Annotated in this window: 22 protein-coding genes; 6 read left to right on the top strand and 16 right to left on the bottom strand. The window is 52.5% G+C overall.

Annotation, left to right across the window (positions count from 1 at the left end; all coding sequences use genetic code 11):
• Positions 1-40 precede the first annotated feature (40 nt).
• The 8 genes from EBB_RS23410 to EBB_RS23445 all read right to left on the bottom strand — a co-directional run bounded on the left by EBB_RS23410 (position 41) and on the right by EBB_RS23445 (position 10265).
• Complete coding sequence (locus EBB_RS23410; RefSeq protein ID WP_192396057.1) at positions 41-1471, bottom strand: glutamate-cysteine ligase family protein; 1431 nt, start codon at positions 1469-1471, stop codon at positions 41-43.
• A gap of 13 nt (positions 1472-1484) precedes the next feature.
• Positions 1485-1844, bottom strand: a complete 360-nt coding sequence (locus EBB_RS23415; RefSeq protein ID WP_192396058.1) for a DUF4186 domain-containing protein — start codon at positions 1842-1844, stop codon at positions 1485-1487.
• A 9-nt stretch (positions 1845-1853) separates the two neighbouring features.
• Positions 1854-2867, bottom strand: coding sequence for a dihydroorotate dehydrogenase-like protein (locus EBB_RS23420; protein WP_192396059.1), 1014 nt, complete (start codon positions 2865-2867; stop codon positions 1854-1856).
• Complete coding sequence (gene nifJ / locus EBB_RS23425; RefSeq protein ID WP_192396060.1) at positions 2860-6492, bottom strand: pyruvate:ferredoxin (flavodoxin) oxidoreductase; 3633 nt, start codon at positions 6490-6492, stop codon at positions 2860-2862. Before nifJ ends, EBB_RS23420 begins: the two co-directional genes overlap by 8 nt.
• 308 nt (positions 6493-6800) lie before the next feature.
• Positions 6801-7343 carry a hypothetical protein gene (locus EBB_RS23430; protein ID WP_192396061.1) on the bottom strand — a complete coding sequence of 181 codons (543 nt, stop codon included), beginning with the start codon at positions 7341-7343 and terminating at the stop codon, positions 6801-6803.
• Positions 7344-7434: 91 nt separating this feature from the next.
• Positions 7435-7899: an SRPBCC family protein gene (locus EBB_RS23435; RefSeq protein WP_192396062.1), complete on the bottom strand. Its 465-nt coding sequence runs from the start codon at positions 7897-7899 to the stop codon at positions 7435-7437.
• 168 nt (positions 7900-8067) lie between these two features.
• Positions 8068-8439, bottom strand: a complete 372-nt coding sequence (locus EBB_RS23440; RefSeq protein WP_192396063.1) for a hypothetical protein — start codon at positions 8437-8439, stop codon at positions 8068-8070.
• Between the two features lie 68 nt (positions 8440-8507).
• On the bottom strand, positions 8508-10265 hold the full coding sequence (locus EBB_RS23445) for a L,D-transpeptidase family protein (RefSeq protein ID WP_192396064.1): 1758 nt from the start codon (positions 10263-10265) through the stop codon (positions 8508-8510).
• A 382-nt stretch (positions 10266-10647) separates the two neighbouring features.
• Between EBB_RS23445 and EBB_RS23450 the strand changes: the two genes are divergently transcribed.
• From EBB_RS23450 to EBB_RS23465, 4 genes are read left to right on the top strand one after another with little or no spacing between them, the layout of a single operon-like run.
• Positions 10648-11940, top strand: coding sequence for a hypothetical protein (locus EBB_RS23450; protein WP_192396065.1), 1293 nt, complete (start codon positions 10648-10650; stop codon positions 11938-11940).
• Between the two features lie 15 nt (positions 11941-11955).
• The gene (locus EBB_RS23455) at positions 11956-12171 is read left to right on the top strand and encodes a DUF2905 domain-containing protein (RefSeq protein ID WP_192396066.1); all 216 of its coding nucleotides are present in this window, start codon (positions 11956-11958) and stop codon (positions 12169-12171) included.
• Positions 12172-12194: 23 nt separating this feature from the next.
• The gene (locus tag EBB_RS23460; protein ID WP_192396067.1) at positions 12195-12698 is read left to right on the top strand and encodes a YqiA/YcfP family alpha/beta fold hydrolase; all 504 of its coding nucleotides are present in this window, start codon (positions 12195-12197) and stop codon (positions 12696-12698) included.
• A gap of 17 nt (positions 12699-12715) precedes the next feature.
• Complete coding sequence (locus EBB_RS23465) at positions 12716-12889, top strand: rubredoxin (protein WP_192396068.1); 174 nt, start codon at positions 12716-12718, stop codon at positions 12887-12889.
• Positions 12890-12908: 19 nt separating this feature from the next.
• Here EBB_RS23465 and EBB_RS23470 read toward each other — a convergent pair whose 3' ends face one another.
• From EBB_RS23470 to EBB_RS23485, 4 genes are all read right to left on the bottom strand, one after another.
• Positions 12909-13262 (bottom strand): hypothetical protein, encoded by a 354-nt coding sequence (locus EBB_RS23470; protein ID WP_192396069.1) that lies wholly within the window; start codon positions 13260-13262, stop codon positions 12909-12911.
• Between the two features lie 105 nt (positions 13263-13367).
• Complete coding sequence (gene hflC, locus EBB_RS23475) at positions 13368-14333, bottom strand: protease modulator HflC (protein WP_192396070.1); 966 nt, start codon at positions 14331-14333, stop codon at positions 13368-13370.
• Positions 14330-15307, bottom strand: a complete 978-nt coding sequence (gene hflK, locus EBB_RS23480) for an FtsH protease activity modulator HflK (RefSeq protein ID WP_192396071.1) — start codon at positions 15305-15307, stop codon at positions 14330-14332. The genes hflC and hflK overlap by 4 nt, the downstream gene beginning before the upstream one ends.
• Before the next feature lie 119 nt (positions 15308-15426).
• Positions 15427-18690, bottom strand: a complete 3264-nt coding sequence (locus EBB_RS23485; protein ID WP_192396072.1) for a bifunctional diguanylate cyclase/phosphodiesterase — start codon at positions 18688-18690, stop codon at positions 15427-15429.
• A 315-nt stretch (positions 18691-19005) separates the two neighbouring features.
• Here EBB_RS23485 and EBB_RS23490 point away from each other — a divergent pair, with 315 nt between their 5' ends.
• On the top strand, positions 19006-19551 hold the full coding sequence (locus tag EBB_RS23490; protein ID WP_192396073.1) for a peroxiredoxin: 546 nt from the start codon (positions 19006-19008) through the stop codon (positions 19549-19551).
• 58 nt (positions 19552-19609) lie between these two features.
• On the opposite strand, the gene corA is transcribed toward EBB_RS23490, so the two are convergent.
• Both corA and EBB_RS23500 read right to left on the bottom strand, forming a co-directional pair.
• Positions 19610-20575, bottom strand: a complete 966-nt coding sequence (corA, locus tag EBB_RS23495; protein ID WP_192396451.1) for a magnesium/cobalt transporter CorA — start codon at positions 20573-20575, stop codon at positions 19610-19612.
• Between the two features lie 36 nt (positions 20576-20611).
• Complete coding sequence (locus EBB_RS23500) at positions 20612-21769, bottom strand: hypothetical protein (protein WP_192396074.1); 1158 nt, start codon at positions 21767-21769, stop codon at positions 20612-20614.
• Positions 21770-21963: 194 nt separating this feature from the next.
• On the opposite strand from EBB_RS23500, the gene EBB_RS23505 reads away from it, so the two are divergent.
• Positions 21964-24675, top strand: coding sequence for a cation-translocating P-type ATPase (locus tag EBB_RS23505; protein WP_192396075.1), 2712 nt, complete (start codon positions 21964-21966; stop codon positions 24673-24675).
• Positions 24676-24783: 108 nt separating this feature from the next.
• Here EBB_RS23505 and EBB_RS23510 read toward each other — a convergent pair whose 3' ends face one another.
• Together EBB_RS23510 and EBB_RS23515 are read right to left on the bottom strand one after the other, a co-directional pair.
• Complete coding sequence (locus tag EBB_RS23510; protein WP_192396076.1) at positions 24784-25581, bottom strand: flagellin; 798 nt, start codon at positions 25579-25581, stop codon at positions 24784-24786.
• Between the two features lie 63 nt (positions 25582-25644).
• A complete protein-coding gene (locus EBB_RS23515; protein WP_192396077.1) occupies positions 25645-26034 on the bottom strand; it encodes a hypothetical protein in 390 nt (129 codons plus the stop codon).
• Between the last annotated feature and the right edge of the window lie 89 nt (positions 26035-26123).

Raw genomic sequence — 26123 nt, forward strand, 5'->3', positions numbered from 1 at the left:
TTCCCACGCCGGAGCATGGGAACAATGATGTTGTGCTTATTCATATCCCCCATCCGGCAACCGCTTCCCCACTGCGTTGCCTCTGCAAATAAGCCCGCGTCAGCTCCTTAAATTCACCCGGATTCTCCTTGATAAACCGCCGCAGCCAATAGCTGCCGGTCTGTTGATTGGCAAGCCGTTGGCGAATTACAGCTAGATAATTCTCACGATCAGCAGTGCAGATGCCTAAAGCCTGCAATCCCTGGGCGGCACGCGGCAATAGCTCCTGCTCTATCAGCGCGGCTAACCGTAGTTTATGGTCACCAAACCAAACGATATGACTAGCCAAGCCATGCCGCGCCGCCTGATAAAAATTGTCCCTGGCCTGGGCAAAGGATAAATCCGCCCTGCCCGCTTGGCGTTCGTCAGCCAAGTTTTTCACCAACCCGTAAAAAAACGCCGCGTTCGCGATCATGTCTAACACGGTAGGTCCAGCGGCGGGGCTGCGGTGTTCGATGCGGATATGCGGAGTGCCGTCGGCATCGAAACCCACCAGCGGCCGGTTCCAGCGCCAGATCGTGCCGTTGTGTAAGCGTAGGTGCTGAAACGCTTCCGGCACATCGTTGAAAAACTCCGGCAACAGGATCGGAAAATGTTGCTGGTTCTCGACAAAGCATTCCAGGATCGAATGCCGGGCAAAATCGGAACCGAAACTGACCCGGTGCAAGGGCCCGTCGGCGGCCCCGGCATAGCCGCCGGTCGCAATGGCCTGCTCGAATAGCGGAATGCGGGTTTCCGCCCACAAGTCTTTCCCAAACAAAAACGGCGCGTTGGCAGCCAACGCCACCATCGCCGCCGAGGCGATGATAGCGGCGTTATACACATGATGAGCAATACTCAACGGACACTGAATGTGCAACTGAAACGAGGTGGTGGCGGCTTCCAGCATCACATCGTGATGCTCTATTTTCAGATGGTCATGCCCGCATATATCCAGCACAATCGGCCGACCTCGGCAGCGCAAAATCTGTTGATTCAAGGCCCGGTAGCGATTCATGTCCGACATATTGCCCAAATGCAGATCGCTTTGCCGCAAGGTTGGCAAGGTGCCTATCGCCAACAAATGCAAATCCAGTTGCCGGGCGTGCTGTTCGGCTTCTTCCCAAGTGCTTTGTAAATCCTGATGCATGCGGCTGAACACGTCGCCGGTCAACGCCAGCGGCGGCGTGTTCAGTTCAATATTGAATTTGGCCAGTTCCGGACCGGCCATAGGGTGGGCAAAAGAGTGCAGATAGTCCTGATTCATCGGTGCCGGCCGAATGTCGTCGTCCAGCAACCAAGCTTCGATTTCAAAACCGGCCACCGGCTCGGCTCCCGAACAGGCGCGGCTGTTAATCAGCCTGCCGAGCAGTTCGGTTTCTGCGGCTAGGCGCTCGCGGAAACGCTGAAAGTCGGCATCTCGATAGATTGCGGCACGAATTTCTTGGCCCATGACATTTGCGCTCTTAGTCCGGCGGAGTGGCAATCCTTAACCACCGTTCCAGCACCGCACACACATAAGTTTGCTCTTCGGCGCATAACGCTCTGCCCTGCGGAATTTTATGCCATTTTTCCAGGCATCCCCGACAGCAGCAGGCGGTGGCGTGTTGCGCCACAAATACCGGATGGCCGCGAAATGGGGTTTGTTTACCGTCATTGCGCGGCTCGGCGGCGGCTAAGCGTTTTTCGACAAAATCTCTGGCATGGCTTAATACCGTTTCCAGGCCCTTGCTGCGCAAATAATCCCGGTCTTTGGCATTCAAACGAAATTGGCTGCGGAATCTGGATTTAGCCAAGCCGGCAAATAGTTCATCCAAATCCCGCACGGTATTTCGTTATCTCAACACGCCGGCAGAGGGCGTGTAACTGTCCAACACATGGATGTAATTGGCACGCTCATACGCACTGGGATCAATGGCGTGTTGTTGGCTGACGCTGCCTTTCAGTTGGTTGATGGACTCGTATTCGTGTTCGATCAGCCATTGCTCCAGCTCCGCACGAATCTCGCTGAGTTTGCCCACGCCTTGCGCCAACAATACACTGCACAGATGCACCACGTCCGCGCCCGCCAGCAAGGCTTTGATCACATCCGCGCTTTGGTGAAACCCTCCGGTTACCGCCAGGGACAATTTCACCCGACCATAAAGCAAGGCGGTCCAGCGGATACGCAGCAAGGCTTCGGCTTGCGTAGACAATTGCAGTTTCGGCACCACTTCCAGCGTTTCCAGATCGATATCCGGCTGATAGAACCGGTTGAATATCGCAATACCATCGGCACCGGCCGCTTCCAGGCGTTGGGCAAAATGAATCGGCGAACTGAATTGCGGACCGAGTTTTAGGGTCAGCGGCACACTCACCCGGCTTTTTAATTCCTGCAAAATATCCAGATAGCGGTTTTCCACCGTTTCGCTGCTTTCATCGGCATTGGCGGCCAGATGATAGATATTCAATTCCAGCGCGTCGGCCCCGGCTTGTTGCAAGGCTTGGCCGTATTCGATCCAGCCGCCCTGGGAAATACCGTTCAGGCTGGCAATCACCGGAATCTTCAAGCTGCTTTTCAGGCGTTGCAGATGTTCCAGATACTGTTCCTGGTAAGTCAAAATCTGCTCAGGCACCGGATGAAAGGAATCGGCCTCGCCGTAACCGATGCCTTGCCCGAAAAAAAACCGCTCCATCTGTTGCTGTTCAGCTTCGATTTTTTCTTCAAACAAGGACGACATGACTATGGCCGCCGCACCGGCATCTTCCAGCCGACGCGCACTGTCCAAGTCCTTGCTCAGCGGCGATGCTGAAGGCACCAAAGGATGCGTCAATTTCAGGCCCAAATAATTTGTCGTTAAATCAACCATGTTGGCTCTCCTGGGCAAGATCGGCTTTTAGTGCCGCTTTGGCAGCGGCGACACTGGTAGCATCGCTCCATTCCAGCGCGGCCAGTTGTTGGTAGTAGCGATAGCGGTTTTTCACATCTTGTTGCGCCTGTTTCAAGAAGGCTTCGGCGTGGTCGGGATGACTTTGCCAGAGCATGCTGAAGCGGGTTTCGCTCATCACGAATTCGCGTAACGGCACGGACGGCTCTGCGGAATCCAGTTGCATCGGATTCTTGCCTTGCTGGATGCGGCCGGGATTGAATCTAAACAACGGCCAATGCCCGCTTTTCACCGCCAGATTTTGCTGTCTATGGTTGTTGGACAAATCCACACCGTGCGCGATACAAGGCGCGTAAGCAATGATGATGGACGGCCCATCGTGGGCTTCCGCTTCCAGGAAGGCATTCAGGGTTTGCGTGTCCTTGCCGGCGTAGGCCACATGGGCGACGTAGACGTTGCCGTAATCCATGGCTAACAAGGCTAAATCCTTTTTGGCCGTGGCTTTGCCGCCGGCCGAGAACTTGGCTACGGCACCCAACGGCGTGGACTTGGAAGTTTGGCCGCCCGTATTGGAATACACCTCGGTGTCCAGCACCAGGATATTCACGTTACGGCCGCTGGCCAGCACATGATCCAGACCGCCGTAACCAATGTCATAAGCCCAACCGTCGCCGCCGATAATCCAAACGCTTTTCTTGCACAGATAATCCGCTAGCGGCAACAGGGCCTGCGCGGCAGGTTGCTTCAGCGAGGGTAAATGCTGTTTCAATTCAGCGACGCGTTGGCGCTGTTCGTAAAGACCGGCTTCATCGGATTGGTCGGCTTGTAAAATTGCTTCAACCAATTCGCCGCCCAAGGTTTCTCGTAGCGACACCAGTAACTCGGCCGCATGCTCGGCTTGTTTATCTATAGCCACTCGCATGCCCAAACCGAACTCGGCGTTATCCTCGAATAAGGAATTATTCCAGGCTGGCCCCCTGCCCTCGGCATTTTTGGTCCAAGGCGTGGTCGGCAAATTGCCGCCGTAAATCGACGAACAGCCGGTGGCATTGGCTATCACCATGCGATCACCGAAGAGCTGCGAAGCCAGTTTTACATAAGGGGTTTCGCCGCAGCCAACACAAGCGCCGGAGAATTCGAACAAGGGCTGCAGCACCATAGAACCCTTGATGGTGTTGGTTTTCAATAGCCGACGGTCGTATTCGGGCAAGGACAGGAAATAACCCCAGTTTTGGCTTTCCGGCTCGCGCAACGGCGCTTGCGGGCGCATGTTCAAGGCCTTGCGGCTGGCGTTGGATTTATCGCGAATCGGGCAAATATCCACGCAAAGTCCGCAGCCGGTGCAATCTTCCGGCGCCACCTGATAACTAATCGACAGGCCGGCAGGAAAATCCTTACCCAGCATCGCCGCATGCTTGAAGGTTTCGGGCGCATTGCTCAAGGCTTCATTGGGCACGATTTTGCTGCGGATCGCCGCGTGCGGGCATACCATAGGGCATTTACCGCACTGAGTACACAGATCGGTTTCCCAAACCGGAATCTCCAACGCCAGATTACGTTTTTCGTAAGCCGCCGTGCCGGTGGGGAAAGTGCCATCGGCCGGCATCGCGCTGACCGGCAAAGCATCGCCCCGGCCGGCGATGATTTCGCCAGTGACGCGACGAATAAATTCGGGCGCGCTATCCGCAATCAAGGCGGCAATATCAAAACCGCTGTCGGCCTGTTTCGGTAAAGGCACGTGGCGCAGACCGGCCAGCGTTTCGTCGATAGCTTTGAAGTTTAAATCGACGATACGTTGGCCTTTTTTGCCGTAAGTTTTTTGCACGGCATGTTTAATTGCGGCTATGGCTTGTTCTTGCGGTAACACCCCGGAAATGGCAAAAAAACAGGTCTGCATGATGGTGTTGATGCGCTTGCCCATCCCGGACTTTTCCGCCACCGCATGGCCGTCTATCAGATAAAACCTAATTTTCTTATCCAGCATTTGCTGCTGCATCTTGCGCGGCAAGGTATTCCAAACTTCATCGACCGACGCCGGACTATTCAACAAAAACACCGCTTTGTCGGCAGCATTAGCCAGCATGTCGTAGCGTTCCAGAAACACAGTTTGATGGCAGCCGATGAATTGCGCGTCATTCTCGCCGATCAAATAGGTGGAGCGTATCGGCTTTGGACCAAAGCGCAGATGCGAAACGGTAATCGCACCGGATTTTTTCGAGTCGTAAACGAAATAACCTTGGGCAAATAAATCGGTTTCTTCGCCGATGATTTTGATGGTGTTTTTATTGGCGCCGACGGTGCCGTCGCTGCCTAAGCCATAAAACATGGCCTGGAAAGTTTGATCGTGGATATCGGTGCGGTAAGTCGCGTCCCAATCCAAACTGCTGTGGCTAACATCGTCATGAATGCCCACCGTGAAGTGGTTCTTCGGTTTCGCGTTTTTCAGTTCGTCGTAAACCGCCTTGATCATGCCCGGCGTGAACTCCTTGGACGACAAGCCGTAGCGGCCACCCACCACTCTGGGTAGGCTGGTAAATTTTTCGCCGTCGCTGAAGGCTTGCGCCACGGCAGCCAATACATCTTTGTATAAAGGCTCGCCGTCGGCACCAGGCTCCTTGGTGCGATCCAAAACCGCGATTTTTCGGCAACTAGCCGGCAAAGCGTCGATCAAATGCTGCGGTGAAAACGGCCGGAACAAGCGCACTTTCAACAAGCCCACCGCTTCGCCCTGGCGATTCAGATACTCCAGGGTTTCTTCCACCGCTTCGGCGCCGGAGCCCATGATAATAATCACCCGCTCCGCTTCCGGCGAACCGACGTATTCGAACAAGCGATATTGACGACCGGTCAAACCGGCTAGCCGGTCCATGGTTTTTTGAGCAATCTCCGGCAATGCGGCATAGTAAGGATTAACCGATTCGCGGCCCTGAAAATACACGTCCGGGTTTTGCGCGGTACCACGCAGCACCGGCTTATCGGGCGTCAAGCCCCGGCCGCGATGCTCGCTAACCCAGCTGTCGTCGATCATCGCTCGAATGATGCTGTCGTCGATCTCGACAATTTTGGCAACCTCATGTGAAGTGCGGAAACCGTCGAAAAAATGCATGAACGGGATGCGGCTTTGCAAAGCCACGGCATGCGCCAGCAAGGCTAAGTCTTGCACTTCTTGCGGCGAGTTGGAGCACAACATCGCATAACCGGTCATCCGCGCCGACATCACATCGCTGTGGTCGCCAAAGATAGACAAGCCCTGGCAAGCCAATGAACGGGCGGCGATATGAAACACCGTCGGGCTCAGTTCGCCGGCGATTTTGTACATATTCGGCAGCATCAACAATAAGCCTTGCGAGGCGGTGAAGGTGGTAGCCAGCGTACCGGCTTGCAGCGCGCCATGAATCGTGCCGGCCGCGCCGGCCTCGCTTTGCAGTTCGACTACGCGAGGTACGGTACCCCAGAGATTGGGTTGATCGCGGGATGCCCATTCGTCGGCCCATTCGCCCATCGCCGAGGACGGGGTAATGGGGTAAATTGCGATCACTTCATTGAGTTTATAAGCAATGCTGGCCGCAGCCTGATTGCCGTCTATGGTGAGGGTTTGCTTTTGCATGGGATAACCTTTTCAGGAAATAAAACGGGGAGCCGTCGGGCAAAGCCGACGGCTCTTTTTATGATGCTCTAAGCATAGTCAAAAATTGCCTGACTAATTTTTAGTCAATTTAAAGATGTCCCAAATAGGACGGGCGTTTGGCTTATTTGCTCACGATTTGACCACAAGTTTATCCACAACTTCTGTGCATAACTGTACTTTTGGGCAATGGCTGGCGCCAAAAACAATAACCTAAAACCCATAATCTCAAGCTGATTAATTCCTCCCTCAACGGCTTATCCGCCGCCCAACATTCGCAAACCCTGCGTTTATTCAGCCCAGTCGTCACGCAGTACGATAGGCATGACTTTATCTTCGACTGCAATCACGGCCTTATTCAGCACGACCAATTGTTTATCCTCGACAAACTGCACACCCAACATATAAAAAATCGGCCCCCAAAACGGGTTGATCATCAAGCCACCGATTATGCTTTTCGCGCTGCGTTTCAAATTTTTTAACGGGTTAAAAGCGACAGCCAGGGTTTGCTGGGGATGCTCGGCGAATACGTCGGTTATCGGCTTAAAAGTCTGCTTATCCCGACTTTCCAGTTCATCCAAGGAAACCGAAAGCTTGCGAGCCATTTTGTAAAAATGCAGTCGCGCCGCAGTCGCCGATACCGCGAAGGCAATGGCCATCAGCGGCAACAGAATACTGGGCGGCAACAAGGGGGCGAAAGCCGGCGCCAGCAACACCAAGCCATATCCCAACATGACGGTATCTTCACCGCGTTCGACATCGCGGTCCAAGTTTTTAACGATGGCAACCACTTGATTGCCGGATTGATCCAAATAACCTTTGTCTTGAGCCATATTCGTCTCCTTCAGGTTGAATGTGCAAGCCTTGATTAGATGCCTGCAGATAAAAAAAGTCAACTGCCAAACCGATACCAAATTGAATCCGCTAAGGCTTGTCAACAGCCCACTTTGCTTGCAGATAATCACGGCGCGTATCAAAAATACGCTGCAACTTATCGCCGATAAAGCCATGCAGCAATTGCCCCAGCCAACCGAAGGGCATCGTATAAAACACGATGTCTTCCAATACGATGCCCTCCTCGCAAGGTCTTAGGCACACTTCGTGGCTCCAGAATCCAAATGGACCGACCGCTTGTTGATAGACAAAGCGATTGGGCTTATCGCAGTGGCTGACTTCCGACAGCCAGGACATGGGTACTCCCAAAACCGCCTTCATCCGATAACGGATCAACAAGCCGGGGTAAATATCCTCGGGCACCGGCGAAGTAATATCGATATGAAAAAACTCCGGCGTAATTTGATTTAAATAGTGCGGAGACGAGAAGAAAGCCCAAGCCTGCTGCTGACTGAGCGCCAAGCTTTGCTGACGGTGGATGTGGTAAATTTTCATGATACTGGCGGACAACGATGTTGAGCTAATACGATAGCCAGCAATCTACCGTAAAAAAAATTTTGCGGTAGTGCTGCTTATGCACCGCAGCCAAAGGGACGCGGCAGTCCGGAAATCAGAACACTCGCGGGAGAGGCAAGATGCGGGTAAACCCAAACACACCGGAGGTTATAGAGTCTTGCCGCTTTCTTCCTTGATTTCAGCAATTAAATCGCCGAGGTTTTCGCGTTGTCTCAGCACGAAATTTCGACTTTCCACTGCGGTGCGACTACCCAGTACGATGATGTCCTTGCGATGTTTATGCGCCAGATAGCCGGCCAGCAAACCACCGGAGAATAAGGCAAGCGGATGGCGGATCAGCGCGCGGGTGATGCTTTTGCTCGCGTGCGTCAACCCGGAAATTACGATACCCATCACCACACCCTTGACCAAAATCTCGCCATTGGTCGGCGGCGCCATTCTGACTTTCTTGCCTTTGCGCGTCGGCGACTTCTTAACTTTCTCGGTAACCGCCTGGTTTACTATTTTTGCTTGCGTCATATCCCTGTCTCCTAAAAAACCACACTCCGGATAACAGCATAATCCAAAACCGCTAAAACTGAACCCCGTTAACCGCCGCCGGCACCATTTAGCGCTTTACTGACCAATTGTTGTTTAGCGCCCGGATTAGCGGCTTTGCTCAAAGCGGTTTGCAACAATTGGTCTTGACCGTAAATATCCGGGTAAAAACGCGGTTTATCATCCATGCCCACAAAGACAGTGGTATAAAAAAACAATACAGGTATCGATTTTTTAAGCGTGACCCGCTGGGTTTTAGGCCCGGCCATGGCTTGTTGTATAGTTTGTTGGTCCCACTCGGCTTGGTCGCCCAGAACAAATTCCGCCAGCTTTTCAGCCTCCGCCACTCTGACGCAGCCGTGACTGAGATCGCGGCGATCGCGATTAAATGCGGCTTTGCCCGGCGTATCGTGCAAATACACATCGGCTTTGTTCGGAAAAATAAATTTCACCCGCCCCAAGGGGTTGTTGCTGCCGGGTCGCTGCCTGGCGCGAACCCGCCCGCTCTTGATTTCGTCGAAGATGCTGTCCTGGTTTTCGTCTTCATTGTCGTCGGCATAGCGTCCCACCAATTCAATATCCTGATTGGCCAGAAACTCTTCATCACTCAATAGTTTCGGCAGCATTTCCTTGTCCATAATGCTTTTCGGAATATTCCAATAAGGCATGAATTCCAGATATTTCATCTCTTCCCAGAGCACCGGCGTCTGGTTTTGCTCGGCTTTGCCGACGATGACTTTCATGGTCAAAGGTTGTTGATCGTCGCGAGAACTGAAAGCCCATAACTGAAACGCCGGAATATTCACAAATATCCTCGGTCCTTCCGGCAAATCCGGCATCCATCGCAAACGCTCCATGGCTAATTCAAGCATCGCAATTTTTTCGGCCGGCGTTTGGTTCAATAAGGCCAGGGTTTGTTTACCGATCACCCCATCGGCTTTTAAGCCTTGTTGCTGCTGTAAGCGTTGCACTGCTTCCGTCGCGGCCGCATCGTAAAGTGTTTCCGTATTGCCGGCACCGACAACGTCTTCCGCTTTCAGTACGCCCAACTCCGACAGACGCCGGCGTAACTCGGGCAATTGCGCGTCTTGCTCGCCTGGGCGCAGCGATTTCGCCAAAAGCAGTTTTGGCTTCTGCGCCCCGGTATTTTGCTGACGATAAGCGGCCAACAAAGTCTTTAACTGCTGATATTGCTTTAATTTTGGCGCCAGCGCCGCCGGCAGCTCGGTAAGGGACTGTTGTTGAATATGTTGATTCAGCGATACCGCGACCTCGCTTGCCGATTTGGCGGCAAACTGTGCGGGATAATCGAAGTCGCGCGGATCAACCCGGCCAATATGCAGATCATGCGCGTAATGTACCAGCGCTATCGACAAAGCCACGTCGTAAGAGACCAACTGCGTTGTGGCAGTGTTTGGCAGCGCAGCGGCTTGTTGCATATAGCCGCGCAAACGCTCGACTTCGTAAACGTCCGGATTTAAACCATCGACTTTGGCATTGCTTAGCAAGCTCAAAGCGTCTTCGCGATTTTTCGCGACACGACCTTCCCCCAACCAAATCAGTTGGTTGGCATTCATCTGATACAACTGTTTCAGCGCATCGCTATACTGCGAAAAATCGGATTGCGTCAATAAAGGCTGCTGTTTACTGGCAAGTAACGATTGTATGGCTTGCCCAACAGCAGGCTCTGGGCTTTGGCTACTGGCGGATTGCGAAAAAACATACAACAGCATCAGTACCGTCAGCAGATACGGTGGAAAGTTGCGCTTTGCTATTTGATTGGTGTGAGATACGGCTTGCTGCGTCATGGTTTTTGCAAGTTCAAATTCGGACAAAGGGTGTCATATTGACAAAATACGCGCTCAAGTTCTAGTTCCGCCGGACAAAAAGGGCTTAATGCCATGCAACTCACTGATCATTGCTGCGGCCTATGAAATTTCAGCTAAAGCGATCATGCTATTGGCAAAATACCGTGCAGGCTGAAGTTTCACAAGTTTGAATCTAGCTGTTCAGAACATGTCGATCAGCATGTCGGCTAGCTAACAAAATAAACCCAACCACCTGTTTGTAAATGATTTTTGCCGATTTAACAGGCATCTGTATAAGAATTTACCGATTAACGGACTAGCATATCGCGCTAGAATAACGGCGTAAATTCTGTTCGACCACCCATCCACGCCTATCGTTTTCATGCATCCCCATCCAGAACCCGAGCAAACCCCTAACGCCGAACAGCTGAATAGCGATTGCCGCTGCTCGTCGCTAAATCGCGCAGCGCTGCGTCGCGAACTGAATAGATTGGACGGAAACGGCGATTTGTATCGGATGATAGCGAAGGAGCGGCCGAATTTGTTTGCTGAGTCTGCGGTGTTTATCGATCAAGCTTGCCTGGACCAACAATTGGCGATCATCGCCGCGCTGGAACGCGTGATTGCCTTGCCGGCGTATCAACAACAGGTACTGCGATACGCACCGGACGCGGCACGATTTTTAACTAAAGCTCATGGCGTATTTCTAGGCTACGACTTTCATCTGAGCGCCGACGGCCCAAAACTGATCGAAATCAATTCCAATGCTGGCGGCGCAATGATTAATGCGTTATTGATTAGCGCGCAAAACAGCTGTTGCGAAATCGTCGGCAACCAGCAGCCTGGCACAATCAAGTTGTCTGGTCAGGATACTCAGCCAGCCGAAACCTTATTTATTGACATGTTTTACCGGGAGTGGAGTGCGGAGCGTGGCTTAGTAGCGCCGCTGCGCAGCATTGCCATTGTCGATGAAGACCCAGAAAATCAATACCTGTGGCCGGAGTTTCTGTTGTTTAAACATTTGTTCGAACAACAGAAAATCGAAACGGTGATCTGCGATCCCGAGGCCTTGAACTATCGCGACGGCGCACTGTGGCACGGTGATCTGCAAATCGACTTGGTTTATAACCGCTTGACCGACTTTGGCTTGGAATCGCTTGAATGTCAGGCTTTACGGGAAGCCTATTTGGCCGGTGCGGCCGTGCTGACGCCGCACCCCAGAAATCATGCACTGTATGCCGACAAAAGGAATCTGGTCTGGCTGGGCAACGACGACTTTCTGCGCACCATCGGCGTCGACGAGCATACTCGAACATTGTTGCGAGAAGGTATCGCCCACACGGTGCTGGTCGATGCGCAGAATGCCGATTGGTTCTGGGCGGAACGTAAACAGCTATTTTTCAAACCCGCCAAAGGCTATGGCAGCAAAGCCGCGTATCGGGGCGATAAACTGACCCGGCGCGTTTTCGAGGATATTTTGCAACACGATTATGTGGCGCAGACGCTGGTAAAACCCAGCGAACGCCATCTCGACGCCGGCGAGTTGAAACTGGATTTACGCCACTATGTCTATCAAGGCCAAACCCAATTGCTCTGCGCCCGCCTCTACCAAGGTCAAACCACCAACTTTCGCACGCCGGGCGGCGGTTTCGCGCAAGTGGTGGTGATTCCGTAACACACAGGAAAAGAGATGGAACCCGGCAAAGCACTCATTACTATCGGCTCGGCCATCCTGGTACTCGGCTTGGTTCTGAATTACGCCCCATGGTTGGTGAATTGGTTCGGCAAACTGCCGGGAGATATTCGGATTCAGAATAAAACTAGCTTCGTGTTTATACCGATTTCGTCGATGATTGTGGTCAGCGTGCTGATCACGTTACTAGTCAATTTATTTTTCAGAAAATGAGCTTTCGAACAGCGAGAAAAATCATGAGCAAACTGGTCATATACAACCACGGTAAGGATAGTATTCCCTGGGGCGAAAAGCCCTTGGCATTGGCGGAGGTCGCCAAAGGCCAGGGATTTACGTTTATAAGCCCGGATTATCAAGCCAGCAACGATCCGGACTGGCGCGTGCAACAGCTATTGGCGCTCGATGTATCGGGATATGAAACGATAGTGTTGGTGGGTTCCAGCATGGGCGCTTATGTTTCGACTGTCGCCGCGGAAATCATTAAGCCGAAGGGCTTGTTTTTGATTGCGCCGGCGTTCTATTTACCGGGATACGCTCGTACCGAATTTAAGACTAGCACCGCCAACATTGAAGTCTTTCACGGCTGGCAAGATGATGTGGTACCACCGGAAAACGCCTGGCGCTTCTGCCGAGAGCATCACGCGCGCCTGCATATCTTGGATGCCGACCACCGCTTATTAAGCATATTGCCAATAATGGCGACAGCTTTCGAACGATTTCTCGGCGATTGCACCGCTTAACACCGAGGGAAAATCCAATGAGCGATTACAGAAAATACCATTGCCAAGAATGCGAGCACATTTACGACGAAGCCAAGGGAGACCCAGATAGCGGCATCGCACCCGGCACCCGCTGGGAGGACATCCCCGACGACTGGGATTGTCCGATTTGCGGCGCGCCGAAAAGTTTTTTCAAGTTGCTGGAATATTGAGCGCTCCGATCAGGCAATCTCAGTACATACCGTTACCGAGCAAAGCCCCGGCGGCCGCACCAATGCCGGCGGCAATCGGGTCGCCATTTCCTAACTGATAGCCCATCGCACTACCGACCATCCCACCCAACAAGCCTTGCGGCGAACGCTGGTCATAACCGTAATAAGCCGGTGGCGGTGGTGGCGCGTAATACCGGGGAGCCGGCACATACTCAACGACCGGGGCGGGTTGATAATAAATCACTTCTTCTCGGTATATTGGCCGATAATGCCCGTGATGGTGGCCATGGTGATGCCCCCATTGCTCATGGTCGGCCAACGCAGCCGACGACACCAACAAACCAAACACAATAACTGTTGTTATTTTTAACATCGCAAACCTCCTGTTAGATCATTATTTGCTTGCGATAAAGTTTGCCGTCACCAGCTTAATTTTTGCTTATTGGCGATATAAACAGCAGCGCTGTTTTGGCGGGCATCAACGATTCTTTTGCTCCACCCGCTTCAACAGGCCAAATAAATCGCTGTTGGTGGACAACACTATGGTGGCGTCGCCGTCTATCACTTTGCGATAGGTTTCCATGCTCTTCAAAAATTTGTAAAACTCAGCAGACTCGGACTTTTGCCCATAGGCCTTGGCGTAAATTTCGGTGGCCTTGGCATCCGCTTCGCCTTGAATTTCTTGCACGCGTTTGTAAGCGGTCGATTCGATTTCGTTGAGATCCCGATCCCGAGTACCATTAATCCTGGCCGCCTCGCCCTCGCCTTCCGAGCGGAAACGCTGGGCAATTTGCAAGCGTTCGCTGATCATCCGTTGATGAATGCGCTCCAAAACCTGATGGTTGTAATTGATGCGCTTGAAGCGCACATCCAGCAATTCGATACCAAACTCCGCCAACTTAGGTGCGGCCGCATCGAATACGTCTTTTTCGATTGCCGCCCGCCCCACCCGAATTGGCCGCAGCACACCAATGGTGTCCTCGCCGGTCAACGGCCCCAAACTTTCGTCTTGCAAAGGCTTGCGATCTTTGTCCGAACGCACCACTTCGATCAATTCGTGGCGGGCGATGGCAGTGCGGGTCTCGCTACCCAGAATATCTTCCAAACGCGACTGCGCGCTGCGCTCGTCACGTAAGCGCAAGTAATATTGCATGGGCTGGGTGATGCGCCAGCGCGCGAAGGTATCGACCTGCACATAGGTCTTGTCCTTGGTGGACATCTCTACCATCGGCCCATCCCAGGCCAGGTAACGCTTATCGAAGCTATTAATTTGCTGAGTAAACGGGATTTTGAAATGCAAACCAGGATCGGTAATCGGCTCGCCGACCGGTTTACCGAATTGGGTGATGATGACTTGCTCGGTTTGATCGACAGTAAACACCGATTGCCACAGCAAAAAAACCGAAATGACGATTAACAGCCAATTTCTTATCGATAAATTCATTTCACTACTCCCGCTGCCTGACCGGGGAACGGCAACATCGGCAATATTTGCTGCACGGTGTCATCGACAATAATTTGCTGGCTGGCTTGCGGTAACACCTCGCCCATGGTTTCCAGATAAATCCGCGCGCGGGTCACTTCCGGGGCTTTCAAATATTGTTCCAGCACCTGATTGAAAGCGGTGACATCGCCTTCCGCTTCGTTAATCCGTTTAAATCGATAACCTTCTGCGGCGCGAATTTTCTGATCGGCTTCACCACGCGCACGCGGCACTGCTTTGTTATATTCGCCATTAGCCAGATTGATGACATTCTCTCGGTCTTGCTGAGCGCGATTCACTTCATTAAACGAGGGTTGTACCGGTTCGGGTGGGTTAACGTTTTTTAGCTGTACTTGGTTAATCGACACCCCCAATTGATAGCGCTCCGCCAACAGGCGTGCTCGCGCCAGTACGGTTTCCTCAATTTCCTGCCGGCCGATGGTGATAATTTCATCAACGGTGCGATCGCCGACCACTTCCCGCATCACCGCTTCGGAAATGTCCCGCAAGGTCAAACCGGGGTCACGGACATCAAATAGATATTTTTCCGGATCGGTGATCCGGTATTGCACGATCCACTCCACCAGCGCCGAATTCAGATCGCCGGTTACCATCGACTTTTCCAACGCGGGTTCATCCCCGCTTTGGTCCGGGTTGGTGAAGCCTGCCGTGGCAAAGCCAAACTCCAGCTTCTGCTGACGCTGAGTTGGCACGGTAACAATGCTGTCCACCCCGAACGGCAGTTTGGCGTGCAAGCCGGATGGGACTTTTTCGATGTATTCGCCAAAGCGCAACACGATACCCTCTGACTCGGCGGGGATGCTGTAAAACGACATCGTCGCGCCGACCAACACAGTGATGGTAATCAGTATGGCCAACGGCGAAATCGGCAGCGAATCGGGCAGATTTTTAAAAATGGGATTGACGTCGTTCAAGGGCGGGCTCCGTTAAGTCGGCGAAAAATCAGGATGCAAGGCATCACAAGTCACCTGCACCTCCGAATTCAGTAGACAAGCATGGACCCGGTCCACCCTTTCGTCAATTTGTGCTCTAGTCAAAACACCTTAGTGGAATCGATGACGCTTTGCTGCAAAAACAGCTCAAATTGGTCGCTGGGCATCGGCTTAGCAAATAAATAGCCTTGAATCTCCTGACAGCCCTGTTCGCGCAGAAACTCGCACTGTTCAACCGTTTCCACACCTTCAGCTATGGTCCGCAAGCCCAGGCTGGCTGCCAAACTGATCATCGCAATGACGATGGCTTTGTCTTCCGAATCGGTACTGATGTCGCGGACAAAAGATTGGTCGATCTTTAATTTGTATACCTTAAATTTCTTCAGATAATTCAACGACGAATAACCGGTGCCAAAGTCATCGATAGACATCCGTACGCCACGCTCATGCAGATTATTCATCACCGCAATCGCAGCTTCGGGTTTTTGCATCGACACCCCTTCGGTCAACTCCAGCTCTAAATACTCGGGCGGCAAGCCCTCCTCTTCCAAAATACGCGACACCATCTCCGGCAAGGCCGGATGGCTAAATTGAGCAGCCGATAGATTCACCGCCATGATCAAAGGCCCCAGCCCCTGATCAAGGCACGATTTCGCTTGCCGCACCGCCGTTTGCAACACCCACTCACCGATAGGCAGAATCAGCCCGCTATCTTCCGCCACCGGAATGAATTCAGCCGGTGAAACCACACCAAACTCGGGATGCCGCCAGCGCAACAAGGCTTCCGCACCAATCACCCGCCCACTATGAATATCCGCCTGCGGTTGATAATAAACATGCAATTGTTGGCGGTCCAAGGCATGGCATAAGGCATTGACGAGTTGTAGATTGCGCTGGGCGCGGGCTTGCATTTCCGAAGTAAAAAAGCGGTAACCGTGCCGGCCATCGGTTTTGACTCGGTACATCGCCACATCGGCACTTTTGGACAGGCTTTCCAAGTCCTCGCCATCGTCCGGATACAAGGCTATGCCGATCGATGCGCTCATCGTCAAATCGAATTCCTCAATCCGGTAAGGTTCGGCTATCGCATCTAGAAGCTTCTGCGCGACATTCGCCGCCCCACCGGCATCGGTACCCGGTAACAGGAAAATAAATTCGTCGCCACCCAAACGGGTCACGGTATCTTCTTCGCGCAACACGGCACAAAGCCGATTGGCTAACTCCACCAATAGCGCGTCGCCGACGCTATGCCCCAACGTATCGTTGATATTTTTGAAATGATCGAGATCAAGAAACATCAGAGCTAAGTGGCCGTTACTCCGTTTGGCCAAACTCAATGCATATTTCAAATGATCGTCCAATTGACTGCGATTCGGCAAGCCGGTGAGCGAATCGTAATTGGCCAAGTAATAAATGTGCTCCTCCGCCTGCTTACGTTCGATAGCCAGGGCGACGAAATGCGCCACCATTTCCAGCAAGCGCAATTCATGTTTGCTGGGAACCGCGGGGTGACGATGATAAATCGCAAAGGTGCCTAGCACTTTTTTACCGGCGGAGATTACCGGCTCCGACCAGCATGCCGCCAAACCCGCCCGTTCTGCCAACGGCAGAAAAGCCTGCCAAAAAGGATGCTTGGCAAGATTTTCCGCAATCGTTCTTTGCCCGGTGTACGCGGTGTTCCCGCACGATCCCACCCCGGCATCAATTTTTAGACCATCGATCGCGTGATTGTAGAAATCCAGAAGACTAGGCGCTGCGCCTATCCGTAGACGTTCATCATCATCCACGAGCAAAATCGAACAAAGGCTACCTGCCAGCAGAATTTCCAGTTCGATAACCGCATCGTGCAAAATATCCGTCAACTGCAGGTTACCGTTGAGTCGCTCCAACATAAACACCCGTAAACTTTCCATCTGTTGTGCTTGCTGGCGCTCGGCCTCCCGCTCGAAGCCACCGATGGCATGATCGATGTCCATAGCCATTTCCAACAGCAGATTGCGCGCGGCATCGTCGAACACATTTATTTCATCGCCGTACAGCATAAACGCGCCAGCCGGCTTACCATTTCGATGCAAGGGTAAGGCAGCGGAAGCCTGCCAATCGAATTTTGCCCCACGCGCATGCCAGGCTATGGTGGCCGGGTCATGTTGAAAATCCTGACACCAATATGGCTTGTCCTCTCTTACTGCCGTACCGGTTGGCCCGCGCCCGGTCGGCAGGTTCTCGTCAATTGATATTTCAATGCCATCCAGGTACTCAATGCCAATGCCATAACAGGCAACCGGTTTGATAGTTTGGCTGTTTTGGTCAAGCATGCCGATCCAGGCCATTTTCATGCCGCCAAATATCACCGCGTCGCGGCAGATTTGCGGGAATAATTCGGCTTCGCTGGTACAGCGAACGATGGCTTGGTTACATTGACTTAGCGCGGCATACAATTGCGTCAATCGCAGATTTCTTGCCTCTGCGATGCGGCGCGCGGCTTCAACGCTTGCCAAACTGGCCTGGGTTTCCGCCAGCCAGCCCAACACACTGTTGCGCATGCCTTTGCTGACTGAAATATTGGCGGAAAAATCGCCGCTACCCAAACGAACGATCTGATCGTGCAATTCATCGACCGAAGCACCCAATATTGCGTGTAAAGTCCGATATGCCCGCCAAAGCGTCAATACCAACATAACCCCGAAAACCACAAACACCACCCGCAACCAAAAGGCAATACGCGCTCTGGCAATCACACTCTGTTGCGTGCGCAGATCCATCAATTCGAAGGCGTCGATGATCGACTGCATGACTTTCGCTTTTGCTCGATGGTAAGTCGCATCGTGTAGCATCAGATTGGCTTGATGCCATTTGGTGTCGGGCATTCCCTGATTCGAAGCGACCATGTCCATCGCCGTGCGCTTTATTTGGATGAGCACAACGGAATCGGCCGTGGCTTCGGCCATTTTCGCCAATTCCGGCGCGGAAAACCCGGCTTGCCGCATCAACTCAAGCAATGCCACCGACTGAGCGCTTGGTTGCGTCGCAGGATGAGCATTCGCAATCACCAAGTCCCAATACATGTCGTGATACTTTTCCGGCCTGGGTAATTTGCCGTCGCGAATGTCGATAATCTGTTGAAAATATTGTTTGTAAACCGGATCGCCGGTCGCGACATAACTGCGCGCCACATGGGAGAGATCGTTGGACGATTGCCGAAACTCATCGGCCAGTAAGTGTGACGCTAAACGGATTTCGTTGGCGCGATCAATTTGCTTCTCGGCGCGCACGTAAACTGCGAATGCGATGGCGAAAATCACAAACATGGCCAGATTCAGCCATAGAATTCGAGAAAACCGGGAAAAGTAATACGGTCGCGTCATTTTGCTTATTCCGTTATTCGACTCCAAAATAGACACCAGCCTGCCAAAAACTTAAAAAACAACCGGCCGAAAACCACGAGTAATATAAGTGAAATATTAGGTGAACCATAACACTAAAGTTTTCAGGTTTTCGGTCAGGACGCCCGAACCATTGGGCTTATCTGTTGAAAGTGGATGTCGGGCTTATCCAAACGAATCACTGCAAGTACCTATTCACCATTGTGTAAGGGGCTTTTTGCGGCATACTGGCGATTATAGATAAACACAAAAACATTCGGTACTTCACTATCGTAAACCGCTTAAGGGAGATCATGCATGCAAAAATCCACTCTTACATTCAGGCTCTTGGTCTTCATGCTGTTCGCCTTGCTAACGTTTTCGATGACAGCAAACTCGGCTCCCCTGCAAGTTGGCCAATCGGCACCGGTATTTCAACTGCCAGCGCACGCTGGCGACCCAGTAAGTTTAGCCGCTCGGCGCGGGAAAAGTTGGACGGTATTATATTTTTATCCCAAAGCCGGTACGCCCGGATGCACTGCGCAAGCTTGCGCTTTCCGCGACGCCATCGAACTGATCCGCAAACAAAATGCCGAGGTTTACGGGATTAGTACGGATGACGTCCAGGATCTGCTGGCATTTCATCAGCAACACAAACTGACCTTCACATTATTGTCTGACGCGGATGCCAAAGTCAGCGAAGCCTACGGCGTAAAAATGCCCTTATTGAATATGGCCAAACGCTGGACCTTTATCGTCGATCCCAACTTAACCATACGCCGTATCGATGACGATGTAGACCCGGCCTTGGATGCCAAACGCGTCGCGGAAACGCTGAAGCAATTGCAGGCGAGCGAGAACTAATCCGAAGCTGAGCGTATAAATATTAACCCAGCCGGGCGTCCCTCAGCTTAGTTACAGATCACAACCACCCTGCCCGCTTCAAACGCCAATACAAAGCCAAGCTGCATACCGCCACACTGCCCACTACCAAGGGGTAACTATAAGGCCAATCCAACTCCGGCATATGCCGGAAGTTCATGCCGTACCAGCTGAATACCATGGTCGGTATCGCTAAAATAGCCCCCCAACCGGCCAAGCGTTTGACCACCTCGTTTTGCCGCACGGTCTCGAAGGTCAGATGCACCTGCATCGCCGCCAGCAACATCTCGCGCATGCCGTGGATAGCCTGATCAACGCGTTTGATGTGATCGGCGATGTCGCGGAAATATACTCTGACATCCTTGTGTATCAGGCCAACATGAAAGCGCATCAACTCATTGCAAATGTCTATCACCGGATTAATCGCCCCCTCCAGCAGCAATAATTCGCGCTTTAGCTCGTATAAGTCTTCCATGGTTTGCCGGCTGGGCCGGTATTGAAATATCGCGGATTCCAGCACATCGAAGCGGTCTTGCAGGCCGGCTATCGCCACCATGTAATTATCGACGATGAAATCCATAATCGAATACAAGGCAAAGCCCGGTCCCTTGCTGAGTTGGTGGGGCATGGCCTGACAACGCTCACGCACCTTGCTCAAACTCTGCGACGCGCCATGGCGCACGGTAACCACAAAACGCGGCCCCATAAAAATGTGCGTCTCACCGAATTCCACTTTTTTCTCGATCAATTCTGCCGTATGCAACACGATAAACAAGGAATCGCCGTATTCCTCGATCTTCGGCCGCTGGTGCGCGGCGCAAGCGTCTTCAATCGCCAACTCGTGCAAACCAAACTCCAGCTGAATTTTTCTCAATATCTCGGCATTCGCCTCGCGTAGGCCCAACCAAATAAAGGTATCGTCTTTCAGCAATACTTCGCTGATGTCTTCAATGGTGACGTCGCCGATGCCCAGGCCTTTTTGATAGGCCACACAGCGCATTACCATGTTTTTGTTGATAGTTTCGCTCAAAATGTCTCCCGTTTATTTGGAAATGGTGATTTCCGGCGCACCCTTACGCGCCAAATCGGTCATCGTCATTTGAAAAATTTGACACAACAATCTAAAACCTTCCCGATTCCATTGATAGCCGGTTTCCGGCTGCAAGGCATAATAATAATCGCCGAAGCGCACGCTAATCTCGGTTGCTGATGGCTCGTCTTCATCGACCAACAAGGCCAGCGTGTGTACCGGGTTCTCGCTCACCGAAGGCGTCCGCGGATGCTTATCTACGGGGTACTCCGGATCATCGTTTATCGTTTGTCCGATAAAATTCAACACGTTGTGAAAGCTGCGCAAGCGAAATACACCGTGCAGCGGCCATTCGCCGCCCGGATAACCGGAGCGAATATCGACGCTGACATCATTCTCCGCGCCTCGGTCAGCTTCGTCATGCAAAGCTAAACGCTCGTCGTTGCTCAGGGTCGCGGGATCGTAATTGGTCAATACTATCCGCCCGGTCACCCGCCTAGTTAAGGTCACTTGCTTTTGCTCTGCGTTAAACTCAACTTTATAGTCTTTTTGTAAAGTAGCCAATTGCTCGGCGTTTAGCGATTCGGCGGGCAGACTCCAGCTGCGATTGAATATCAACGGTTCCACAAACAACTTATGACTATCCTGGATGGCGGACAAATGCAGCACAGCTTGCCGAAACAAACGATAACCGTCGCCGTCCGCAGGTTGATTCAAATACACGCCGGACTGCTGGCCGCCGTTCAGCCGCAGTTCACCGGCAAGCAGACGCAGCACCAAATCCACATCCACGCCTTGCCTCAACAACATAGTCAGCTTGTTTTCCTGAAACGGTGTCAACAGGCGCCGGGTAAACTCCTCGCCTTCAATCGGCACAATGCTGATAGTCGGATTTTCCGACATCGTCCCGCCAAATACCGGCGTCATCACCGAACCGACTTCACCGGTAAAGGCCGGCGTGGCGCCAGCATTAAATTGAAAATTAAAGGTCGCGGCGATGTTTGAAACACCCGTGAAATGCATGGGTTGGTGCTGATGGGCTCGACCGATATTCAGCAGCAACTGTTTCGACAAAATATCGGTAGTAACCTTGTCGTATTCGACCACTGCCCTGTCCAGCGCCAGCGGCGAAAAGCACCCCTGCAAAGCACATAAAACCAACACAGCCATGTACCTAGCGGCGAAAGGCGCGAGAGAATAGCGGCAATTCAGGCTCATCTTTTCTGTCCAAACCAAAAATGAGAGAGTTTGCCTGCTACGCCCTCCAAAACGCAAGTAAGATGATGGACGCACCGCGACGCATACCGGAAATACTCCGATTCGTTTTAAACTGCCAAACCTAGTTCGCTAATCGGATTACGAGCATGAAAATTCACCATCTAAGCCCCGAAGAAGCTCTGGGCAGTTTAGGCTCCAGCATGAACGGCCTGGCCGATGTCGTCATTGAAGGCCGTTTACACGAATTTGGTTTCAACCGTATCGAAGAAAGCCAAAAGACATCGGCACTGTTGGCGTTTGTGCAAGAGTTTCTACACTTTTTTGCCTTGATTTTATGGCTGGCAGCCGGATTGGCGTTTTTCGCGGAATCCCGGCAACCCGGCGAGGGCATGGCAACTTTGGGTTATGCGGTGCTGGGCGTCATAGCGATCAACGGCTGTTTCTCGTTCTGGCAACGCCATCAAGCCGAGCAAGCAATCGCCGCCTTACAAAAGCTGCTGCCGCATCAAGTTAAAGTAATCCGCGACGGCGAGCTCAGTTTGGTATTTGCCGACGAACTGGTGCCGGGCGACCTGCTGGTATTGCAGGAAGGCGATAACGTGCCGGCTGATTGCCGACTGCTGGAAGCATTCAATTTACGGGTAAACAACGCCACCATCACCGGCGAATCACTGCCCAAGGGACGTGATGCGCAAGCGTCGGATGTCGAGGACATCAGCCAAAGCCGCAACATTTTACTGGCCGGCACCTCGGTGGTGGCCGGCGAAGGCAAGGCACTGGTGTTTGCTACCGGCATGCATACCGAGTTCGGCAAAATTGCCCACACATTGAAAACCACGGTCAAAGGCCAATCGCCGTTGCAACTGCAAATCCGCCGGCTCAGCCGTTTCGTGGCTTTGCTGGCCCTGCTGTTGGGGGTGGTGTTTTTCTTTATTGGGCAATTCATCGGCCTGACGTTTTGGGAAAACTTCATGTTCGCGATCGGCATCATCGTTGCCAACGTGCCGGAAGGCCTGCTACCCACCGTCACGCTGTCGCTCGCGATGGCTACGCAGCGCATGGCCAAACGTAATGCCTTGATCCGCAATCTGCCATCGGTGGAAACACTGGGCTCGACCACGGTAATCTGCACCGACAAAACCGGTACGCTAACCCAAAACCGCATGGCGGTTAAGCAACTGTTTCTGGATAATCAATATTGGCAACCCGAGCAATTGGGCAGCGATAGCCTGCAACATCACACCGCCTTTTTAGCCAACGCGGCTTTGTGCCATAGCCTGAAACACGTGGAAGGCAAAGGTTTGCTGGGCGACCCGATGGAACTGGCATTGGTGTTCATGGCACATGAGCAAGGCATGCGCGTCGATTACCCGAAAATCGGCGAAGTGCCCTTCGATACCGACCGCAAACGCCTGTCGACTATTCACGATACACCACAAGGCAAAATGTTGTTTTGCAAAGGTGCGCTGGAAATGGTACTGCCGCTGTGCCGGCATATTGTGATTCACGGTAACGTAGAACCTCTCGGCGACGCCGGTCGTCAACAGCTGGTAAACGCTCTAAAAACCATGGCCGACCAAGGATTACGCGTGCTGGCGTTTGCCTATCGGCCCCTATCAGCCCCTGTCGAAGCCGAGCCGGAACAAGCCTTGATCTTCAGCGGCCTGGTGGGCTTGGAAGATCCGCCGCGGCCGGAAGTCGCTGATGCCATTGCTCAATGCCATATCGCCGGCATTAAAGTCATCATGATCACCGGCGACCATCCGCATACTGCGGTAGCGATTGCCCGGCAGATCAAGCTGATCGAATCGGATAATCCCAAAGTGATTACCGGCGACAAATTAAAAAAACTCACAGCAAGCCAGTTGCAAGTGGCGTTGGATGCGCCGGAAATCATTTTTGCCAGGGTCGGCGCCGACCAGAAAATGCTGATCGTGGATGCCTTGCAGCGCAAGAAACATGTGGTCGCGGTGACAGGCGATGGCGTCAACGATGCACCAGCCTTAAAGAAAGCCGACATTGGCATCGCCATGGGTATGGCGGGTACCGATGTCGCCAAGGAAGCGGCCGACATGATTTTGCTGGACGACAACTTTGCCAGCATCGTTGCCGCCATTGAGGAAGGCCGCGCGGTGTTCGACAACATCCGCAAATTCCTCACCTATATTCTCAGCTCCAACATCCCGGAACTGATTCCTTACCTGGCCTTTGTGTTGTGCAAAATTCCGCTGCCACTGACCATCATCCAAATTTTGGCGGTGGATTTGGGTACCGACATGCTGCCGGCTTTGGGCTTGGGCGTGGAAAAGCCGGATGCATCCGCCATGAACAAACCGCCGCGCTCTTACAAGGAAACGCTGATCGACTGGCGCTTGCTGGCCAGAGCCTACGGCTTCCTGGGGCTGCTGGAAGCCCTCGCGGCAATGGCTGCATTCTTTTTTGTGTTGCATCGCGGCGGCTGGGATTATGGCGAGATATTGTCCAGCCATAACCCGCTCTACCTGCAAGCCACTACCGCCTGCCTGACCGCGATCATCATGATGCAGATCGTTAATGTGTTTATCTGTAAACAGCGGCAACGCGGCCTGTTAGCCACATCGTTCTTGGACAATAAACTGATCCTGTCCGGCATTGCTTTGGAAATTGCGTTGATTCTGACGATTGTCTACACGCCCTGGGGCAACGCGCTGTTCGGCACTGCACCGATAGACGCCGGCGTTTGGCTGTTTACCTTGCCGTTTGTGCTCGGCATGCTAATGCTGGAAGAATTCAGAAAATGGCTGGTGCGGCGCTTCGCGCTTTTTCCTGTTCTGGTAAAACCGTTGAAATTGCGTAAGCGCTTACTGAGTCGTCACTAAGCAATCACGCCCGCTAGGCTAAACCTTAGGTGCGGCAACGCAGCTGAATAGCGATAGAGCAATCCCAAGCAATCAAAACCTGATGTGCAGGCTCACATCACGCGGTATTCAGATTCCGGTTAACAACGCGGATGCGGCTTTTTGATTGTCTTGATATAGCTTGAGCGCGTAGCTAGCCACCTGGTTTTGCAGCTTTCCCTTATTCAAGTCAGCAGCCGTTTGCGCGTAGTCGGTATCTTGAATACGGCTGAGGGTCTCGGCCAGATTCTGATAGCTGCTGCTTAGATTCGCCAGATTTGAATTCAAGCCGGCAGCGGTACTTGCCAAGTTACTCTGCTGATTCCCGACATTTTTAATCGCACTATCTATAGTATCCAGCGCATTGGACGCATTTGTAGCGCTTGATACATCCAATCCCGACACACCCAGGGCTGTGCTGGATACATTACCCAGGCTTAAGCCAAGGGTATCGCCGGGATTGGGGCCGATTTGCAATTGACCGGAAAAACTACCGTCCAACAGCTTTTGATCGTTGAACTGGGTGTTGCCGGCGATACCATCAATGCTTTTACCCAAGCCGTTGATCTCGTCCTGAATGCTTTGCCGATCAGCGGCCGACAAAGAGCTATTACCGGCTTGCACCGTCAATTCACGGATACGTTGCAGATTGTCGGTTACCTGAGTTAATGCGCTACCGGCTGTATCCGTAAGCGACAGACCGTTGCCGATATTGCCGATTGCTTGATTTTGCCCTCCCAAGCGACTGCTTATGGCATCGGTAATTGCCAACCCGGCAGGGTTGTCGGCGGCCGAATTGATCCGCTTCGCGGAACTAAGGCGCTGGATACTGGTTTGGATCAGACTTTGGGATTTATCCAGGCTGGTGGTATTGATTGACGACAACATAATGTCACCTCGCTTACTGTATTTTACGAACTCTACTGCTTATCTAACTGAACGAGAATCAGGCTAAGCAACGATGTCTATTGAGCTCCCCACAGCTTTATTGTCATCAGCCGCAGAAGTTGTCGTTATACCCGCCACTGTTTGCGAATAGGTAGACGGTCTTACCTCGGCGTTCTGAATAGTCTTAGTTAACTGCGCGCCCGCATCTTGAAAAGCGTTGGACAGATTCAATCTTAAGTGTGCAGCGTCAGAGTTCACCTTGGCCTTACTGGCTTGGGAATCGAGCGCCTGGGCTTTGGCTGCGTATTGGTCGGCTTGGGCTTGAACGGTATCCGCCTGTTTTCTCAAGGCTTGCGCCATTTGCTCGGCCTGATCCGCATTTCTTTTGGCCGTCAGTGCGCTCAACTGTTGAAAGCCGGATTGATTAACACTGGAAACAGTTAGGGAAGACATAGCGATCTAAACTCCCTGAATACACCGCAGGCTGGCGGCAGGTTTCGGAATGAACATGCAGTTTCACTCCAATAGGACGACGTATTACT

Origin of the sequence: Methylomonas fluvii (assembly GCF_014850975.1) — a bacterium.
GTDB lineage: Bacteria > Pseudomonadota > Gammaproteobacteria > Methylococcales > Methylomonadaceae > Methylomonas > Methylomonas fluvii.

What these genes read in the sequence shown, in the direction of transcription:
- EBB_RS23510 (WP_192396076.1), bottom strand. Translation starts at nt 25,581, where the DNA reads ATGTTGTCGTCAATCAATACCACCAGCCTGGATAAATCCCAAAGTCTG.
- EBB_RS23450 (WP_192396065.1), top strand. Translation starts at nt 10,648, where the DNA reads ATGCATCCCCATCCAGAACCCGAGCAAACCCCTAACGCCGAACAGCTG.
- EBB_RS23485 (WP_192396072.1), bottom strand. Translation starts at nt 18,690, where the DNA reads ATGACGCGACCGTATTACTTTTCCCGGTTTTCTCGAATTCTATGGCTG.
- EBB_RS23420 (WP_192396059.1), bottom strand. Translation starts at nt 2,867, where the DNA reads ATGGTTGATTTAACGACAAATTATTTGGGCCTGAAATTGACGCATCCT.
- EBB_RS23465 (WP_192396068.1), top strand. Translation starts at nt 12,716, where the DNA reads ATGAGCGATTACAGAAAATACCATTGCCAAGAATGCGAGCACATTTAC.
- EBB_RS23435 (WP_192396062.1), bottom strand. Translation starts at nt 7,899, where the DNA reads ATGAAAATTTACCACATCCACCGTCAGCAAAGCTTGGCGCTCAGTCAG.
- EBB_RS23500 (WP_192396074.1), bottom strand. Translation starts at nt 21,769, where the DNA reads ATGGCTGTGTTGGTTTTATGTGCTTTGCAGGGGTGCTTTTCGCCGCTG.
- EBB_RS23455 (WP_192396066.1), top strand. Translation starts at nt 11,956, where the DNA reads ATGGAACCCGGCAAAGCACTCATTACTATCGGCTCGGCCATCCTGGTA.
- EBB_RS23430 (WP_192396061.1), bottom strand. Translation starts at nt 7,343, where the DNA reads ATGGCTCAAGACAAAGGTTATTTGGATCAATCCGGCAATCAAGTGGTT.
- EBB_RS23445 (WP_192396064.1), bottom strand. Translation starts at nt 10,265, where the DNA reads ATGACGCAGCAAGCCGTATCTCACACCAATCAAATAGCAAAGCGCAAC.
- nifJ (WP_192396060.1), bottom strand. Translation starts at nt 6,492, where the DNA reads ATGCAAAAGCAAACCCTCACCATAGACGGCAATCAGGCTGCGGCCAGC.
- corA (WP_192396451.1), bottom strand. Translation starts at nt 20,575, where the DNA reads ATGGTAATGCGCTGTGTGGCCTATCAAAAAGGCCTGGGCATCGGCGAC.
- EBB_RS23410 (WP_192396057.1), bottom strand. Translation starts at nt 1,471, where the DNA reads ATGGGCCAAGAAATTCGTGCCGCAATCTATCGAGATGCCGACTTTCAG.
- EBB_RS23490 (WP_192396073.1), top strand. Translation starts at nt 19,006, where the DNA reads ATGCAAAAATCCACTCTTACATTCAGGCTCTTGGTCTTCATGCTGTTC.
- EBB_RS23440 (WP_192396063.1), bottom strand. Translation starts at nt 8,439, where the DNA reads ATGACGCAAGCAAAAATAGTAAACCAGGCGGTTACCGAGAAAGTTAAG.
- hflC (WP_192396070.1), bottom strand. Translation starts at nt 14,333, where the DNA reads ATGAATTTATCGATAAGAAATTGGCTGTTAATCGTCATTTCGGTTTTT.
- EBB_RS23470 (WP_192396069.1), bottom strand. Translation starts at nt 13,262, where the DNA reads ATGTTAAAAATAACAACAGTTATTGTGTTTGGTTTGTTGGTGTCGTCG.
- EBB_RS23460 (WP_192396067.1), top strand. Translation starts at nt 12,195, where the DNA reads ATGAGCAAACTGGTCATATACAACCACGGTAAGGATAGTATTCCCTGG.
- EBB_RS23515 (WP_192396077.1), bottom strand. Translation starts at nt 26,034, where the DNA reads ATGTCTTCCCTAACTGTTTCCAGTGTTAATCAATCCGGCTTTCAACAG.
- EBB_RS23505 (WP_192396075.1), top strand. Translation starts at nt 21,964, where the DNA reads ATGAAAATTCACCATCTAAGCCCCGAAGAAGCTCTGGGCAGTTTAGGC.